This window comes from Streptomyces sp. UW30, assembly GCF_008042075.1.
In the GTDB taxonomy this organism is placed as follows: domain Bacteria; phylum Actinomycetota; class Actinomycetes; order Streptomycetales; family Streptomycetaceae; genus Streptomyces.
This window is the reverse complement of sequence record NZ_RDBN01000053.1, coordinates 1319066-1334694: the sequence shown is the minus strand read 5'-3', so window position 1 is coordinate 1334694 and position 15629 is coordinate 1319066. Positions and strand designations below refer to the sequence as shown.

14 protein-coding genes and 1 riboswitch are annotated in these 15629 nt (G+C 70.7%); of the genes, 8 read left to right on the top strand and 6 right to left on the bottom strand.

All coding sequences use genetic code 11. The annotated features are described in order from the left end of the window. Nucleotides 1–15: 15 nt before the first annotated feature. Nucleotides 16–1671 carry a diguanylate cyclase CdgB gene (cdgB, locus tag EAO75_RS40385; protein WP_148000018.1) on the top strand — a complete coding sequence of 552 codons (1656 nt, stop codon included), beginning with the start codon at nt 16–18 and terminating at the stop codon, nt 1669–1671. Nucleotides 1672–1789: 118 nt separating this feature from the next. Next, a complete protein-coding gene (locus tag EAO75_RS40380; RefSeq protein WP_148000017.1) occupies nt 1790–2737 on the top strand; it encodes a CBM35 domain-containing protein in 948 nt (315 codons plus the stop codon). A 74-nt stretch (nt 2738–2811) separates the two neighbouring features. Here EAO75_RS40380 and EAO75_RS40375 read toward each other — a convergent pair whose 3' ends face one another. The 4 genes from EAO75_RS40375 to EAO75_RS40360 all read right to left on the bottom strand — a co-directional run bounded on the left by EAO75_RS40375 (nt 2812) and on the right by EAO75_RS40360 (nt 6534). Then, nucleotides 2812–3210: a hypothetical protein gene (locus EAO75_RS40375; protein ID WP_148000016.1), complete on the bottom strand. Its 399-nt coding sequence runs from the start codon at nt 3208–3210 to the stop codon at nt 2812–2814. A 94-nt stretch (nt 3211–3304) separates the two neighbouring features. After that, entirely contained in the window at nt 3305–4234 is a 930-nt protein-coding gene (locus EAO75_RS40370; RefSeq protein ID WP_148000015.1) for a 1-phosphofructokinase family hexose kinase, read from the bottom strand. 144 nt (nt 4235–4378) lie between these two features. Then, complete coding sequence (gene nagA, locus EAO75_RS40365) at nt 4379–5485, bottom strand: N-acetylglucosamine-6-phosphate deacetylase (RefSeq protein WP_148000014.1); 1107 nt, start codon at nt 5483–5485, stop codon at nt 4379–4381. Nucleotides 5486–5589: 104 nt separating this feature from the next. Beyond that, nucleotides 5590–6534 carry an ROK family protein gene (locus EAO75_RS40360; protein ID WP_148000013.1) on the bottom strand — a complete coding sequence of 315 codons (945 nt, stop codon included), beginning with the start codon at nt 6532–6534 and terminating at the stop codon, nt 5590–5592. A 110-nt stretch (nt 6535–6644) separates the two neighbouring features. On the opposite strand from EAO75_RS40360, the gene EAO75_RS40355 reads away from it, so the two are divergent. From EAO75_RS40355 to otsB, 3 genes are read left to right on the top strand one after another with little or no spacing between them, the layout of a single operon-like run. Beyond that, nucleotides 6645–7949, top strand: a complete 1305-nt coding sequence (locus tag EAO75_RS40355) for an ABC transporter substrate-binding protein (RefSeq protein WP_148000012.1) — start codon at nt 6645–6647, stop codon at nt 7947–7949. A 45-nt stretch (nt 7950–7994) separates the two neighbouring features. Next, on the top strand, nt 7995–8240 hold the full coding sequence (locus EAO75_RS40350) for a DUF3263 domain-containing protein (RefSeq protein ID WP_148000011.1): 246 nt from the start codon (nt 7995–7997) through the stop codon (nt 8238–8240). Nucleotides 8241–8285: 45 nt separating this feature from the next. Next, nucleotides 8286–9173 carry a trehalose-phosphatase gene (gene otsB, locus EAO75_RS40345; protein WP_148000010.1) on the top strand — a complete coding sequence of 296 codons (888 nt, stop codon included), beginning with the start codon at nt 8286–8288 and terminating at the stop codon, nt 9171–9173. Nucleotides 9174–10177: 1004 nt separating this feature from the next. Here the strand turns inward: otsB and EAO75_RS40340 are convergent. Both EAO75_RS40340 and EAO75_RS40335 read right to left on the bottom strand, forming a co-directional pair. Continuing rightward, nucleotides 10178–11635: a trehalose-6-phosphate synthase gene (locus EAO75_RS40340; RefSeq protein ID WP_148000009.1), complete on the bottom strand. Its 1458-nt coding sequence runs from the start codon at nt 11633–11635 to the stop codon at nt 10178–10180. Between the two features lie 108 nt (nt 11636–11743). Further along, nucleotides 11744–12688 (bottom strand): glucosyl-3-phosphoglycerate synthase, encoded by a 945-nt coding sequence (locus EAO75_RS40335; RefSeq protein WP_148000008.1) that lies wholly within the window; start codon nt 12686–12688, stop codon nt 11744–11746. A 150-nt stretch (nt 12689–12838) separates the two neighbouring features. Beyond that, nucleotides 12839–13008, top strand: a riboswitch (SAM riboswitch). 18 nt (nt 13009–13026) lie between these two features. Between EAO75_RS40335 and thrC the strand changes: the two genes are divergently transcribed. The 3 genes from thrC (at nt 13027) to EAO75_RS40320 (ending at nt 15313) form a co-directional block, all read left to right on the top strand. After that, nucleotides 13027–14313, top strand: coding sequence for a threonine synthase (thrC, locus tag EAO75_RS40330; RefSeq protein ID WP_148000007.1), 1287 nt, complete (start codon nt 13027–13029; stop codon nt 14311–14313). 67 nt (nt 14314–14380) lie between these two features. Continuing rightward, entirely contained in the window at nt 14381–14656 is a 276-nt protein-coding gene (locus EAO75_RS40325; RefSeq protein WP_148000006.1) for a MoaD/ThiS family protein, read from the top strand. Between the two features lie 450 nt (nt 14657–15106). Beyond that, the gene (locus EAO75_RS40320) at nt 15107–15313 is read left to right on the top strand and encodes a cold-shock protein (protein WP_007493268.1); all 207 of its coding nucleotides are present in this window, start codon (nt 15107–15109) and stop codon (nt 15311–15313) included. Nucleotides 15314–15629: the final 316 nt, after the last annotated feature.

The following is a 15629-nucleotide window of genomic DNA, read 5'->3' as shown; positions in this document are numbered from 1 at the left end:
GGGGGGAGGGCGAGCATGGAGACCGAGTCGGAGCCGTATGTCCGCCTTGCGACCCTGCGACAGTTGCACCAGGTCATGGCTGACATGAACACGGCCCGTAGTCTGGCGGACACACTACAGACTGTCGCCGACGGTGTCGTCACCGGCCTCGGGTTCGAGCTCGCGTGCGTCAACCTCGTACGCCCCGACGGCGATCTCGTCGTCGCCGCCTTCGCCGGGAACCCCGCCGCCGAGGCCCTCATCACCGGCCGTGTCGGCTCGCGCGATTCGTGGGACCGTCGGTTGAACATGGGGCAGCACTGGGGCGACCTGGTCTTCATACCGCACACCGAAGGCTGGATCCTCGACGACGACGACGTCCCGCAGTGGTACACCGACGGGCCCGCGCCCCGCTTCGAGGACGAGTGGCACCCCTCGGACCGCCTGTTCGCGCCGATGTACACGCCCGGCGTGCAGGGCGGCGCCTGCGGTGAGCTGATCGGCGTCCTGTCCGTGGACCGGCCGCGCAACGGCCGGCTGCCGGGCGCGTGGGGGCGCGAGGCGCTCCAGATGTACGCGTTCCAGGCCGCCATCGCGATCAGCAACGCACGTCTACGCGCGAATATGCAGCGGGCGCTCGTCAGGCTCGAACGCGACCAGCAGGCCCTGCGCGCCAGCGAGGAGAGCTTCCGGCAGGCCTTCGAGTACGCCCCCTCCGGCATGGCCATCGCCGAGATGGGCGGCGACCAGCACGGCCGGATCCTGCGCACGAACGACGCCCTGTGCCGTCTGCTGGGCCGCCCCGCCTCCGCGATGCGCCGCTACTCCTTCTCCGACCTCGTCCACCCCGAGGACATCGGCACGCTGCTGCGGACCTCGGCGGAAGGGGGACGGGCGGAGCTCCGCCTCGGCCGCCGCGACGGCACGTACGTCTGGGTGTCCCTGCGCAACAGCGTCGTCGCGGACGCCGCCGACGGGCCCCGCTTCCTGCTCACCCACGTCGAGGACATCGAGGAGCGCAAGCGCCGCGAGCTCCAGCTCGCCCACCGCGCCTCGCACGACTCGCTCACCGGCCTGCCGAACTCCGCCGAGCTGCGCGCCCGCCTCGCCTCGCGGCTGTGCAGGCGCCCCGCCCACGCGGGCGCCCTGGAGTCCATGGACGCGGCCTACGGCCACCCGGCCGTCTTCGACGCCAACGGCCACGGCTTCGATTTCCCGGGCGCCGCGGCGCTGGAGGCCTACGACCACCACGTCCACAGCGTGTCCCCGGACGAGGCCGAGCGCGACGACGGCACCAAGGGGCTCGCGGTGCTCTTCTGCGACCTCGACGGCTTCAAGTCGATCAACGACCGGTTCGGGCACAACGCGGGTGACGCGGTGCTCATCGAGGTGGCGAGGCGCCTGTCCCGCCAGGTCCGCGACGGCGACACCGTCGCCCGGCTCGGCGGCGACGAGTTCGTGATCCTCGCCGACGGCCTCGGCCGCGCCGACGCCCAGGACCTCGCGGTACGCCTGCGCAACGAGATCATCCAGCCGATCCGGGCCGAGGGGCGTGCCGTGCGTGTCGGGGCCAGTTTCGGCATCGGGTGGGCACATTGTGGGATGACCGCGGACGAAGTGTTGAAGTCCGCTGACGAGCGGATGTACGTAGAGAAACGATCTCGTCCCAAACAACACAGACGGGCGGGATGAATCCCAGGTCAGCGAGCTGATGCGGTCTGAGTCACCCGTTTGGGCCAGCAGGAGCGGGTAGGCTCGCCATTCTGACCGACCTACCGCAACGCCCGCACCTGGTGAGGAGTACCAAGGGATGACGTCCGGCAACAACGGCGCCAGCACGCCTGAGGACGACGACCCGTTCGGCTACCTCTACGCCGACGGCCAGGCCAACGGGGCACAGCCGCCGTCCGGTGGCGGGGGCTACGGCTACCCGGGCTCGGTGAACCGTGTGCGAGCGGTCGGAGAGCGCCAGTACGGCCAGCAGGCACCGACGGCCGCGTACGGCCAGGTACCGCAACAGCAGGGCACGTACGGCCAGCCGAACGCGCACTACGCGGCACCGGAGACGCACCCCGGCGGCGCGACCACGGCCCAGACGTCCTACAGCGGCGGCAGCGGATCCGGTGCCGGCCGCGGCGGGGGCCCCAACACCAAGGGCCTGCTGATCGGCGCGATCGCGGTCGTCGCGGCGGTCGTCATCGGCATCAGCGTGGCCATCCTGGGCGGGAACGACGACAAGGACAAGAAGGACGACGCGGGATCTACGCCGACGCAGTCCGAGAGCGCGGAGTCGAGTCCTTCGGCGAGCAGCAGTGACGGAGCGAGCGGCGCGGATCTGCCGGCGATCGACGCCAAGGCGCTCCGCCTGGAGGGCGGAGCTGCCACGGCCTCCGACTTCAAGGGCGCCGAGGCGGACGGCGGCGTCTACGTCACGAACTTCAACCAGGTCGGCGCCAAGGTCATCTGGACTGCCAACGGCATCGAGAAGGCCGGAACCTACCGGCTGTACGTGCGCTACGGCGTCCCGGGCAAGGACGCCAACGCGACGCTGGTGGTCAACGGCACGGCCAACGCGCAGCCGCTGAACATGGAGAACTTCGGCAACACGCCCGAGGGTGACTGGGAAAAGGGCTGGAAGAGCACCTGGGCCAACGTGAACCTGAACAAGGGCACGAACACGATCGAGCTTGCCTGCAATGACGGCAACCAGTGTGACGCGGTTCTCGACCAGATGTACCTCAGCGAGGGCGAGAGCTGATCGATGCGAGGGCGGCCGTTCCCGGCTCGGTGCTGGGAACGGCCGCCGTCGTCAGCAGAGGATCAGCGATCAGATCAAGCGACGCGGCCCCACGTGAGGCAGCTCGTCGCGGCGTAAGCCTTCTTGCCGTTCCATCGCACCTCATGCCAGCGCTTCTCGGTGGGCGAGGTGCTGGTGCACTTGTAGCTGCCGCCGTCCACCGCGCTGCAGCCGGCTACCCAGCACTTGACGATCTTCCCCTTCTTCAGGGTGCCGACCTTGCGTGAGGTGGTGCTGGGCTTCTCCCGGATGCTGACGTCCCGGTCGTCGTTCGAGCCGCCGCCCCAATCCCAGCCTGCCGCACTGAAGGTCAGGGCGTCCGCAGTGGCGGCGGTCCCGACGTCCGCTGTCGCCGAGCTGTTCATGGTGACGACGAGGCCCACCGAGGCCACGCCGACGGCAGCGAGTCGCGCGAACTTCCTTGCTTTGTGCATTACTTCCCCCAATAAGGTGTGGATCCCTGGTCAGGTGGATCCGTGGTCGCCCTTGATCATATATGGGCGACAGGGGCATGCCAGGAGGGATTTCTCAGGCCGCGCTGACCTCCCCCGTCACCGCCACCCGCCCCAGCAACTCCTCGTAGGTCCCCCGGTCGAACTCCCCCGCCACGGGTGCCACGACGCTCGCCGCGCTCAAAGCCGTTGCGCGGGCCAGTCGTTCCGGCCATGGGAGCTTCTCCACCAGGCCTGACAGCAGGCCCGCGACCGCCGCGTCGCCGGCGCCGGTTGGGTTGCCGTGGAGGCGGGTCGGTGGGGTGGCTTGCCAGCGGCCCTCGGGGGTGACGGCCAGGAGGCCCGACTTGCCGAGGGAGGCGACGACCGCGCGGGCGCCGCGTCTGCGGGCGTCCTGCGTCGCGCGCAACGGCTCGTGGGAGCCGGTCAGTTCGGCCAGTTCGTCGGCGTTGGGCTTGATGATGTCCGGGCGGGCGGCGACGCCCCGGCGCAGTGCCTCGCCGCTGGTGTCCAGGAGGACGGGGACGTCGGCCGCCTTCGCGGACCGTACGAGAGCGGCGTACGCCCCCACCGGCACCCCCGGAGGCAGGCTGCCGCACAGGGCCACCGCCGATGCCGAGGTGAGGAGGTCCTCGTACGCCTCCTGGAAGGCGGACCACTCGGCGGGGGTGACTGTCGGGCCGGGCTCGTTCAGCTGGGTCGTGTCGCCGGTCAGCTCGTCTACGACGGCGATGGTGCGCCGGGTCGCTCCGGTGACCGGGAGCAGGGCGTCCACCACGCCGCGGGTGGTGGTGAGCTGTTCCTGGACCACGCGGCCCGTCGCGCCGCCCGTGAAGCCCGTGACCGTCACCTCGTGGCCGAGGGCCGCCAGCACCCGGGCCACGTTCAGCCCCTTGCCGCCGGGGCGTTCGGTCACCTCGGTGACGCGGTGGGAGGCGTGGGGGCGCAGGGATCGTACGCGATAGGTGATGTCGAGAGCGGTGTTCAGCGTGACCGTGAGGATCACCTGTACTCGACCTCCCCCGAAGAGTTCAGCATGCGTGTGCCGTCCGTCTGCCGGTTGTTCCCTCCGGCGGATGCCGATCATGCCAAACGGGCGGCAGTCGTCCCAGTCTCGCAGGACAACTGTCGCCCCCAACAGGCGGACACATCACCCCAGTTGGGGATCGATCACCCATTCTCCCCGGCGCATGACGCCCTTCACGTCGAAGTCGGAGTCCAGTACCACCAGGTCGGCGTCCTTGCCGGGCTCCAGTGAGCCGATGCGGTCGTAGCGGCCGAGCAGCTTGGCGGGGTTGGCGGACAGGGCCGCCACCGCGTCCTCGACCGGCAGCCGGTCGATCGTCACCGCGCGCTTGAAGGCGCGGTCCAGGGTGAGGGTGGAGCCCGCGATCGAGCCGCCCTCGACCAGGCGGGCCACCCCGTCGGCGACCTCGACCTCCAGCGGGCCGAGCATGTAGCGGCCGTCGCCGAAACCGGCCGCGTCCATCGCGTCCGTGATGAAGGCGACCCGGTCCGCGCCCGCGTGATGGAACGCCAGTTGCAGGGACGCCGGGTGCAGGTGCGTGCCGTCGTTGATCAGCTCGACCGTCACCCGCTCGTCCTCCAGCAGGGCCGCGATCGGGCCCGGCTCGCGGTGGCCGAGCGGCGGCATCGCGTTGAAGAGGTGCGTGGCGACCGTCGCGCCCGCGTCGATCGCCTCCATCGTCTGCTCGTACGTGGCGTCCGTGTGCCCGATCGCCGCGATGACGCCGTGCTCGGCGAGGAGGCGTACGGACTCGATGCCGCCCGGCAGCTCGGTCGCGAGGGTGACCATCGTCGCGTGGCCGCGCGCGGCGTCGATCAGCTTGCGCACGTCCGCCGGGTCCGGGTCGCGCAGCAGCTCCTCGGAGTGCGCGCCCTTGCGGCATGGGGAGATGAACGGTCCCTCGAAGTGGATGCCCGCGATGTCGCCCTGCTCGGCCAGCTCGGACAGCAGGCCCGCGCGCCGGGTGAGGAAGTCCATGTCGCCGGTGACGGTCGAGGCGACCAGGGTGGTGGTGCCGTGCAGGCGGTGGGTGTGGATGCCGGTGACCACGTCGTCTGCGGTGCCTGAGGTGAACGAGGCTCCGCCTCCGCCGTGGTTGTGGATGTCCACGAACCCCGGCAGGAGCCAGTGGCCGTGGAGGTCGATGCGGTGAGCGTTCTCCGGGGCTGTGCCGGCGATGCGCGTGCCGTCGACGATTACCTGGCCCTGTTCGAGGGTTCCCGTCGGCATGACCACGTTGGCGCCGGAGAGGATCAGGGGCGCATCGCCGGTTGCGGGGTGCGGGTTGTGGGGGGCTGGTCGCGCAGTTCCCCGCGCCCCTGGGTGGGCTGCCATCAGGGAGTTACCTCCGTACGGTCGGTGTGGTCGAGGAGATCCCATGCCAGGAGGCCGGCGCCGAGGCAGCCGGCCGTGTCTCCGAGTGCCGCGGGGACGATGGACGGCAGCTTCTGGAAAGTGACCCGCTGCCGGACGGCCTCCCGCAGCGGTGTGAACAAGGTTTCCCCCGCCTCCGCCAGGCCGCCACCGATGATCAGGGTGCGGGGGTCCAGCAGGGTGAGGGCGGTGACCAGGCCGTCGGCGAGGGCGTCCACGGCCTCCTGCCAGATCCGTACGGCGTTCGGGTCGCCGGACGCGACGGCCTTGGCGCAGTCCGCCGCGTCCGCCTCCGGGTCCCCGCAGGCGGCGGCCCACGCCTCGCTCACCGCCGCGGCGGACGCGAACCGCTCCAGGCAGCCGCGCTGTCCGCAGGGGCAGGGTGTGCCGCCCGGCCGTACGACGATGTGGCCGATCTCGCCCGCGAAGCCGTGCGCACCCGCCTCCACCCGGCCGTCGATGCCGATGGCGCCGGCTATCCCGGTGCCGAGGGGCACGAAGAAGAAGCGGTCGGCGCCCTTGCCCGCGCCGATCCGGCCCTCGGCGAGACCGCCGGTGCGCACGTCGTGGCCGAGGGCGACGGGGACGCCGCCGAGGCGCTCTGCGAGCAGCCGCCGCAGGGGTACGTCCCGCCAGCCCAGGTTGGCCGCGTAGGCGGCGATGCCCTGCTCCTCGTCGACGATGCCGGGGACGGCGACGCCGGCGGCGGCCGCGGGCTCGCCGAAGAGCCGTTCGCCGTGCGCGCGCAGCTCGGCGGCGAAGTCGAGGATGCCCTCGACGACCGCGTCCGGTCCGCGCTCGCGCCCGGTCGGGCGGCGTGCCTGGTGGAGCAGCTCGCCGCTCGGCCCCGCCAGGGCGGCCTTCATCCCGGTGCCGCCCACATCGAGGGCGATGACATGTCTCACGGGGGACAGTGTGTCTTGCGCACCCGCGAGAGGTCTAGTCCACTTACGTGGTGTAGACCTTAGGGGGCAATATGTATGACGTTTCGAAAATTCAGAACGAGAATTCGAACATGGGTGTGGTGGGGGTTCGCGTGCAGCGGCGTAGTCGGAGTCGTAGGCGTACGGGAGCGATCGCGGCGGTGTCCGCACTGGGCCTGACGGCGGCCCTCGGCGGCTGCGGGCTGACCGGTGACTCGGGCGACGTGACCCTGCGGCTGGTTGCCGCGGACTACGGCGACAACGACTCCAACGGCTCCCAGAAGTACTGGGACAAGCTCGTCACGGCCTACGAGGCCGAGCACCCCGGCGTGACGGTCGACGTCACCGTGTACTCCTGGAACGACGTCGACGCCAAGGTCAAGGAGATGGTCGACGCCGGGAACGCGCCGGACATGGCACAGATCGGCGCGTACGCCGACTACGCCGCCAAGGACCTGCTCTACCGGGCCGACGACCTGCTCTCCATCCCCGTCCAGGCCGACTTCGTCGCCCAGTTCGCGGACGCGGGCCGGGTGAGGGATGTGCAGTACGGCATCCCGTTCGCGTCCTCCACGCGGCTGCTCTTCTACAACAAGACCCTCTTCGAGAAGGCCGGCATCTCCGCGCCGACCACCTGGAAGGAGCTGGCCGCCGACGCCGAGGCGCTCAAGGCGGAGGGCGTGAAGACGCCGTACGCGCTGCCGCTCGGTGCCGAGGAGGCGCAGGCCGAGACGATGCAGTGGCTGCTCAGCGGCGGGGGCGGCTACACCGACAGCGACCTCGGCACCTACAGCATCGACTCCGCGGAGAACATCGCCACCTTCGACTGGCTCAAGGACAACCTGGTCGCCAAGGACCTCACCGGTCCGGTCGTCCCCGGCGAGCTCAACCGGGCCGACGCGTTCTCCGCCTTCGCGGCCGGTGACGTCGGCATGCTCAACGGCCACCCGTCGCTGATGCAGATGGCCGAGAAGAAGGGCGTGAAGTTCGGCATGGTGCCGATGCCCGGCCGGGAGGGGCCGAGCAAGGTCTCCATGGGTGTGGCGGACTGGATGATGGCGTTCAAGGAGAACGGCCACGCGGACCAGGTGGGCGAGTTCCTCAACTTCGTCTACGACGAGCAGAACGTCCTGGACTTCTCCCGCGAGTACGACCTCCTGCCCGTCACGAACTCCGCGTCCAAGGTGATGACGGCAGCCGACCAGGACGCCGACCTCAAGCCCTTCCTGGAGCAGCTCCCGCTCTCCGAGCTCTACCCGGTCGGGCGGACGTCCTGGGCCGCGGTCAGCGCGGACGTCAAGAAGCGCATCGGCGCGACCGTCTCCTCCAGCGGCAGCCCGGCGGCGATCCTGGGGCAGCTCCAGTCGACGGCGACGCGGGCGGAGAGCGCCGAGTAGCCGTCGGCCGTCCGGTTGTCGGTGGCGGGGGCTACGGTGCGAGACATGACCCAGGACCAGCCCGCCCCCGCTCTCGCCGACCGTGAGAGGGCCATCCTCGCTCTGGAGCGCCGGGGCTTCGCGGGCCCCGGCGCCAAGGAGCGCGCGATACGCGAGGAACTGGGTCTGGCCCCGGTCCGCTACTACCAGCTGCTGAACGCCCTGCTGGACGACCCGAGAGCCCTGGCCCACGACCCGGTGACGGTGAACCGGCTGCGGCGGATACGGCAGACGCGGCGGGCGCAGAGGTGAGGTGAGCGAGGGGTGCGTGGCGCCCTCGCTGGATAGGGTCGCCGTATGGCCAGTGACAAGGACAAGGATCTGACCGACCCCGACTCGACCGCCCCCACGACGGCCCCGCTGCCGACCCCCGTGACCCGGCCCGGCCGGGACGGGCTCGCCGCCCTCCTCGCGCGGCCCGCGCGTGCGCTGATCGCGCTGGACTTCGACGGGACGCTCGCGCCGATCGTGCCGGACCCGGAGAAGGCGCGGGCCCACCCCGACGCCCTGCCGGCGCTCGCGGCGCTCGCCCCGAAGGTCGCCGCCGTCGCGGTGATCACCGGCCGCCCGGCCGCCGTCGCCGTGCGGTACGGCGGCTTTGCCGGGGTCCCCGGACTGGAGCACCTCGTCGTGCTCGGCCACTACGGCGCCGAGCGCTGGGACGCCGTCAGCGGGGAGGTCACCGCGCCCGACCCCCACCCCGGCGTCGCCGCCGTCCGTGCCGAACTCCCCGGCGTCCTCGACGCGAAGGGCGCCGTGACCGGCACCTGGACCGAGGACAAGGGACACGCCATCGCCGTGCACACGCGCCGCGCGGCCGACCCGCAGGGCACCTTCGAGGCCCTGCGCATCCCCCTCGCCGACCTCGCCACCCGCAACGGCCTGATCGTCGAACCCGGCCGCCTGGTCCTGGAACTGCGCCCACCCGGCATGGACAAGGGCGTGGCGCTGACCGAGTACGTCCGGGAACTGGGCGCCGAATCCGTCCTCTACGCCGGCGACGACCTCGGCGACCTCCCCGCCTACGCCGCCGTGGACAAACTCCGCTCCGACGGCACCCCTGGCCTCCTGGTGTGCAGCGGCAGCGAGGAGGTCACCGAACTGTCGGAACGGGCGGACGTCGTGGTGAACGGCCCGCAGGGAGTCGTACGACTGCTACGAACACTCGCCGAGCAGACGAACTGATCGGGACGCCCCCCGGCCACCGAGAGCGGGCCACCACCGGCGCCGGCCGCTCGGGCTGGTCCGGCCGGCCGGTCGGGCTGCCTCCGGCGTCCGCCGCGCGGGCGTGCGCCACCGGGGCGTTGGCCGGGCGGTTTGGTCGGGGTGGACTGCCGGTCGGTCGGGTTGATTCGGGCGGCCGCAGGTCCGGCGGGCTGGTTCCGGTGTCTGCTCGCTCCGGCTGGTCCGGCTGGTCCGGCTGGTCCGGCTGGTCAGGCGGGCTGCTCCCGGTGTCTGCCTGCTCGGGCTGGACGGGCTGGACGGGCTGGACGGGCTGGACGGGCTGGACGGGCTGGACGGGCTGGACGGGCTGGACGGGCTGGCTCCGGCGTCCGCCGTTCGGGCGTGCGCCACCGGGGCGCTGGCCGCGCGGTTTGGTCGGGGCGGACCGCCGGTCGGGCGGGTTGGTCCGGGCGACCGCCGGTCAGGCAGGCCGCTCCCGGCGCCTGCCCGCTCGGGCTGGACGGCCTGGTCAGGCGGGCTGCTAACGGCGTGCGCCACCGGGGCGTTGGCCGGGGCGGACTGCCGGTCGGGCGGGTTGAGCCGGGCGGCCGACGGTCGGGCGGGCTGGTTCCGGTGTCTGCCCGCTCGGGCTGGGCGGGCTAGTCAAGCGGGCTGTTAACGGCGTGCGCCYCTCGGGCTGGTCGGGCCGGGCGGGCGGGCTGGTTCCGGTGTCCGCCGCGTGGGCGTGCGCCATCGGGGCGTTGGCCGGGCGGTTTGGTCGGGGTGGACTGCCGGTCGGTCGGGTTGATTCGGGCGGCCGCAGGTCCGGCGGGCTGCTCCCGGCGCCTGCCCGCTCGGGCTGACGGCCTGGTCAGGCGGGCTGCTAACGGCGTGCGCCACCAGGGCGCCGGCCGGTCGGCTTGGTCCGGGCGGCCGACGGTCAGGCGGGCCGCTCCCGGGGTCTGTCGCTAGGGCGTGCGCCGCTCGGGTGTTGGTCGGGTCTGGGCGATCCGGGTGTTCGCCGGTCAGGCCGGCCGCCCCGGCTTCTCGGCCAGCGCGTGGAGCTGGTCCAGGAACCACTGGGCGGGTGGTAGCGCGGTCGCTGCCGCCGCCAGTCGCTTCGAGCGTTCCGCCCGCTCCTCCGGCCGCACGGACAGCGCCTCGTGCAGTGCCCGTGCCGTGCCCATCACGTCGTACGGGTTGACGGGGATCGCGTCCTCGCCGAGTTCCTCGAAGGCCCCCGCCTCGCGCGACAGCACCAGGGCGCAGCCCTCGTCGGATACCAGCGGCATCTCCTTCGCGACGAGGTTCATGCCGTCGCGGATGGGGTTGACCAGCGCCACGTCGGCCAGCCGGTACGCGGCCAGCGAGCGGGCGAAGTCGTCCTTGACGTGCAGCACGACCGGGGTCCAAGTCGCGCTTCCGTAACCGGAGTTGATCTCGTCCGCCAGCCGCTGCACCTCGGCCGTGTAGTCCCGGTACACGGCCAGGTCCTGCCGCGAGGGGTAGGCGAAGGCCACGTGCACCACGCGCTCGCGCCACTCGGGGTGGTCGTCGAGCAGCTGCCGGTACGCCAGCAGGCCGCGCACGATGTTCTTGGACAGCTCGGTCCGGTCGACCCGCACGATCGCCCTGCGGGCCGTGCCGTCCGGGGCGGTGCCGATCTCGCCCTTCAGCGTCGCCATCCGCTCGTCCACGTCGGCCTGATGCGCCCGCGCCCGCAGGAAGTCCGCGTCCGCACCCAGACCGTGCACGCCGATGCGCGTGTCCCCGAGCCCTCCCACGAACTGCGCGCAGCACGCCTCGAACGCGTCCGCCCACCGCCGGGTCAGGAACCCCAGCCGGTCCGCGCCGAGCATCCCGCGCAGCACCTGACCGGCGATGTCGTCCGGCAGCATCCGGAAGTACTCCGGCGGCGCCCAGGGGGTGTGGGAGAAGTGGCCGATCCGCAGATCCGGGCGCAGCTCGCGCAGCAGTCCCGGCACCAGCGTCAGGTGATAGTCCTGCACCAGCACCGCCGCCCCCGGCGCCGCCTGCGCGGCCAGCGCCTGCGCGAACGCCCGGTTGTACGTCTCGTACGACGCCCACTGCCGCCGGAACTCCGCGTCGAAGACCGGCTCTAGCGGCGTCTGGTAGAGCATGTGGTGGACGAACCAGAGGACCGAGTTCGCGACGCCGTTGTACGCGTCCGCGTGCACGTCCGCCGGGATGTCCAGCATCAGCACGCCGTCCTCGCCGACCCCGCGCCGCACCGCCTCACGGTCGCCGTCGGACAGCGCCGAGCAGACCCACAGCGCGTCCGCGTCCGGCCCGATCGCCGACAGTCCGGAGACGACTCCGCCGCCGCCCCGCTTGGAGTGCAGCGAGCCGTCGCCCCGCACCTCGTACGAGACCGGACCGCGGTTCGACGCGACCAGCACTTTGGCAGCACCCTGCACACCCTGCACACCCGGCGCATCCTGCGCATCCTGCGTGGAAGCCATACGCCTCAACCTAGCCCGGCCCGGAAACGCTCAAACGTACGGTTCCGCTCTGTGGGGGGCTTCCGTACGCCCTGTATACGGCCGGTTTCCGGCGTTTACGCGACCGTTCTACGCGACCTTCCGCGTCGCGTACTCGGCGATCTCCACCATCGGCGGCCGCTCCTCCGTGTCCACGGAGTACGTACGCGGCTCGAAACCGTCCTCGCCCCGCTCGAACTGGGTCAGGGAGGGTCGGACCATATGCCCTCGCGCCAGCCGCAGCTGCGCCGTGCGGTAGATCGCGGCGGACATCCGGCCGAGCGCCTGCCCGTCCTGGTGCCGGTGCTTGCGCACCCCCACGTCCACCTGGGCGAGCGCGTCCAGGCCCACCAGATGCAGGGCGTCGACCAGCATGCCCAGCTCGACGCCGTATCCGACGGGGAACGGGAGCTGCTCCAGCAGGGAGCGGCGGGCCGCGTACTCGCCGCCGAGCGGCTGGACGAATCCCGCCAGCTGCGGCCAGTGCATGTTCAGCAGCGGGCGTGCCATCAGCTCGGTGACCCGGCCGCCCTGCCCGGCGGCGCCGCCGAGTGGACGGTCGTACATCGCCTTGACCAGGTCCACGCCCGGGTCGGTGAGCAGCGGGCCGACGATGCCGGAGACGAAGTCGGAGGAGAACTCCTTCAGGTCGGCGTCGATGAAGCACACGATGTCCCCGCTCGTCACGAGCAGTGAGCGCCACAGGACCTCGCCCTTGCCGGGCACGGCCGGGATGCGGGGCAGGACGTCGTCGCGGTGGACGACCCGGGCGCCCGCCGCGGCGGCCACCTCGGCGGTGCGGTCGGTGGATCCCGAGTCGACGACGACGATCTCGTCGACCAGCGGCACCTGATGCACGAGGTCATGGGCGATGATCGCGACGATGTCGCCGACCGTCTCCTCCTCGTTGAGCGCGGGCAGCACGACGGACACCGACTGGCCCGTACGCTGCTTGGCGGCCAGGATGTGGTGCATCGGGCGATCGGCGACGGACCAGGAGCGATTGCGCAGCCAGCGCTCGACTTCTTCCAGCACGATCGGCGGCTCCTCACTGTCGGGACGCGATTTGTGATCCATCTCGCGGTTCGGACGGCTATCTCAACTGTCCTGGCGTTCGGTTACAGTCTTGAACAACGCGGATGACCATCGCATGTCCGAGGTCGGCCGTCGTCAACAACCGAATACCGCTCATCCAGAGGGGCAGAGGGATACGGCCCGATGAAGCCCCGGCAACCCTCCAGTCGGTTCTCGTAGATCAGCGTCGATCGTCACCGTTGATCGTCTCCGCGAGGCTCCCGGCTTGGGAAGGTGCCAAATCCGTCTCACGGCGAGATGCGTCGTGAGGAAGATGAGGAGAAAGGGCCTCGCCTCACATGGCTGTGCAGACTGTTGCAAGCACCACCGAATCCACCGTAGACCTTGGTCCCGCCGCGGCGCTGTCCTGCCGCGAGTGCGGTCACCGGGTACCCCTCGGACCGGTCTTCGCGTGCGAGGAGTGTTTCGGCCCGCTGGAGATCGCCTACGACTTCTCGGGCTACGACGCCGAGGAGCTCCGGGGGCAGATCGAAGCGGGCCCCGCGAACATCTGGCGCTACGCGCCCCTGCTGCCCGTCCCCGCGGACGTGGCGACCAAGCCGAACATCAACCCCGGCTGGACCAAGCTCGTCAAGGCCGACAACCTCGCCCGTGAGCTGGGCGTCGAGGCCGGCAAGCTGTTCGTCAAGGACGACTCGGGCAACCCGACGCACTCCTTCAAGGACCGTGTCGTCGCCCAGGCCATCGAGGCCGCCCGCGCCTTCAACTTCACCACCCTGTCCTGCTCCTCCACCGGCAACCTCGCCGGTGCGGTGGGCGCCGCCGCGGCCCGCGCCGGCTTCCGCTCCTGCGTGTTCATCCCGCACGACCTGGAGCAGGGCAAGGTCGTCATGGCCGCGATCTACGGCGGCGAGCTCGTCGGCATCGAGGGCAACTACGACGACGTGAACCGTTTCTGCTCCGAGCTGKTCGGCGACCCCGCCGGTGAGGGCTGGGGCTTTGTGAACGTCAACCTGCGGCCCTACTACGCGGAGGGCTCCAAGACCCTGGCGTACGAGATCTGCGAGCAGCTCGGCTGGCAGCTCCCGGACCAGCTGGTCGTCCCGATCGCGTCCGGCTCGCAGCTGACGAAGATCGACAAGGGTCTGCAGGAGCTGATCAAGCTCGGGCTCGTCGAGGACAAGCCGTACAAGATCTTCGGTGCGCAGGCCGAGGGCTGCTCGCCGGTGTCGACGGCGTTCAAGGCGGGCCACGACGTGGTCCGTCCGCAGAAGCCGAACACCATCGCCAAGTCGCTGGCGATCGGCAACCCGGCCGACGGGCCGTACGTCCTCGACATCGCGCGCCGCACGGGCGGGTTCGTGGAGGACGTGACGGACGAGCAGGTCGTCGACGCGATCAAGCTCCTCGCCCGGACCGAGGGCATCTTCGCGGAGACCGCCGGCGGGGTGACCGTGGGTGTGGCGAAGAAGCTGATCGAGAGCGGTGTGCTGGACCCGAGCCTCACGACCGTCGTGCTCAACACCGGCGATGGACTGAAGACGTTGGATGCGGTGGCCGGTACGGGGCTGACTGCGACGATTCGTCCCAACCTGGACTCGTTCCGCGCGGCGGGTCTCGTCTGATGCAGCCCCGCGCCCCCTTGGGACGCCGCCTCACCCGAACCTGCACACTGACCGGAGGTCACACCGTATGAGCGTCAACGTCCGCATCCCCACCATCCTGCGCACCTACACGGGTGGCCAGGCCGAGGTCGCCGCCGAGGGTGCCAACCTCGGCGAGGTCATCGCCGACCTGGAGAAGAACCACACCGGGATCGCCGCCCGGGTTCTCGACGACCAGGGCAAGCTGCGCCGCTTCGTCAATGTCTACGTCAATGACGACGACGTGCGTTTCGAGCAGGGGCTGGAGACGGCCACTCCCGACGGTGCCGGCGTCTCCATCATTCCGGCCGTCGCCGGCGGCTGACCTGCTGACCGAATGACCGATCATTACCATCGGTAACCCAGGTCACTAAGAGTTCACCGAATTGCCCCCTCCGTGAGAGAAGCGGAGGGGGCAATTCTGTGTGGTTGAGCGAGGTACAGTTGGGGAACGTGCCGCCGATCTCCGAGTCGGTTGCCCTTGATTTTTGCCGTACGCCCGACAAGAAGTAGCCAAAGTGTGCGGGTTTTTTGCGGCTTTTGTTCCGTATGCCGGGTCCGACTTGACCTGAAGTCAGCGGAATTGTCCCCACATTCCCGACCGGTCGTGCCCGGAATTCTCGTCCGATTGACCTGTTGCAGACGGCAGTTGGGCAGATACATTCAGCCGCGGTCGACGCGTTCCGGCGCACGCCCCCGACCGATGGGGGGTGAGGTCTGACCCGGATCCGCGAAGTGTGGATCTGTGCAAGGGCCAGTAATAGGGGAGTTAGGCATGGCTCAGGGCACCGTCAAGTGGTTCAACGCGGAGAAGGGGTACGGCTTCATCGCGGTCGACGGTGGTGCGGATGTTTTCGTCCACTACAGCGCGATCCAGATGGACGGGTACCGCACCCTGGAGGAAGGCCAGCGGGTCGATTTCGAGATCTCGCAGGGCCAGAAGGGGCCGCAGGCGGACATGGTCCGTCTGGCCACCGGCTGAAGCACGCGTCGACTAACAGCAGCGACGTTCTTCTTCGAAGGGCTCGCACCTCCCGGGGTGCGAGCCCTTCGCCATGCCCGGGAGGCCGCCCGGGTCTCGTTCGCGCGCCGCGGAGTACGCCCCCCGATCCCGAGAGCCGCTTGCACTCGCATGGGTCGAGTGCTAATCATTGCGTTAGCACTCTGAAGGTGAGAGTGACAAAGAAGGACCGGGTCGGTGAGGCCCGCAGGCCGGGTGGGGCAAGGAACCACGAGGCCGGCGAGCCGTCCGTCGCGGGCGCGGGCGCGGTCCGAAGGAATCACCCCCAGTCCTGGAG

Coding starts and splice junctions, on each gene's coding strand:
- cdgB (WP_148000018.1), top strand. CDS start 16: ATGGAGACCGAGTCGGAGCCGTATGTCCGCCTTGCGACCCTGCGACAG.
- EAO75_RS40380 (WP_148000017.1), top strand. CDS start 1,790: ATGACGTCCGGCAACAACGGCGCCAGCACGCCTGAGGACGACGACCCG.
- EAO75_RS40375 (WP_148000016.1), bottom strand. CDS start 3,210: ATGCACAAAGCAAGGAAGTTCGCGCGACTCGCTGCCGTCGGCGTGGCC.
- nagA (WP_148000014.1), bottom strand. CDS start 5,485: ATGCCGACGGGAACCCTCGAACAGGGCCAGGTAATCGTCGACGGCACG.
- EAO75_RS40355 (WP_148000012.1), top strand. CDS start 6,645: ATGGGTGTGGTGGGGGTTCGCGTGCAGCGGCGTAGTCGGAGTCGTAGG.
- EAO75_RS40350 (WP_148000011.1), top strand. CDS start 7,995: ATGACCCAGGACCAGCCCGCCCCCGCTCTCGCCGACCGTGAGAGGGCC.
- otsB (WP_148000010.1), top strand. CDS start 8,286: ATGGCCAGTGACAAGGACAAGGATCTGACCGACCCCGACTCGACCGCC.
- EAO75_RS40340 (WP_148000009.1), bottom strand. CDS start 11,635: ATGGCTTCCACGCAGGATGCGCAGGATGCGCCGGGTGTGCAGGGTGTG.
- EAO75_RS40325 (WP_148000006.1), top strand. CDS start 14,381: ATGAGCGTCAACGTCCGCATCCCCACCATCCTGCGCACCTACACGGGT.
- EAO75_RS40320 (WP_007493268.1), top strand. CDS start 15,107: ATGGCTCAGGGCACCGTCAAGTGGTTCAACGCGGAGAAGGGGTACGGC.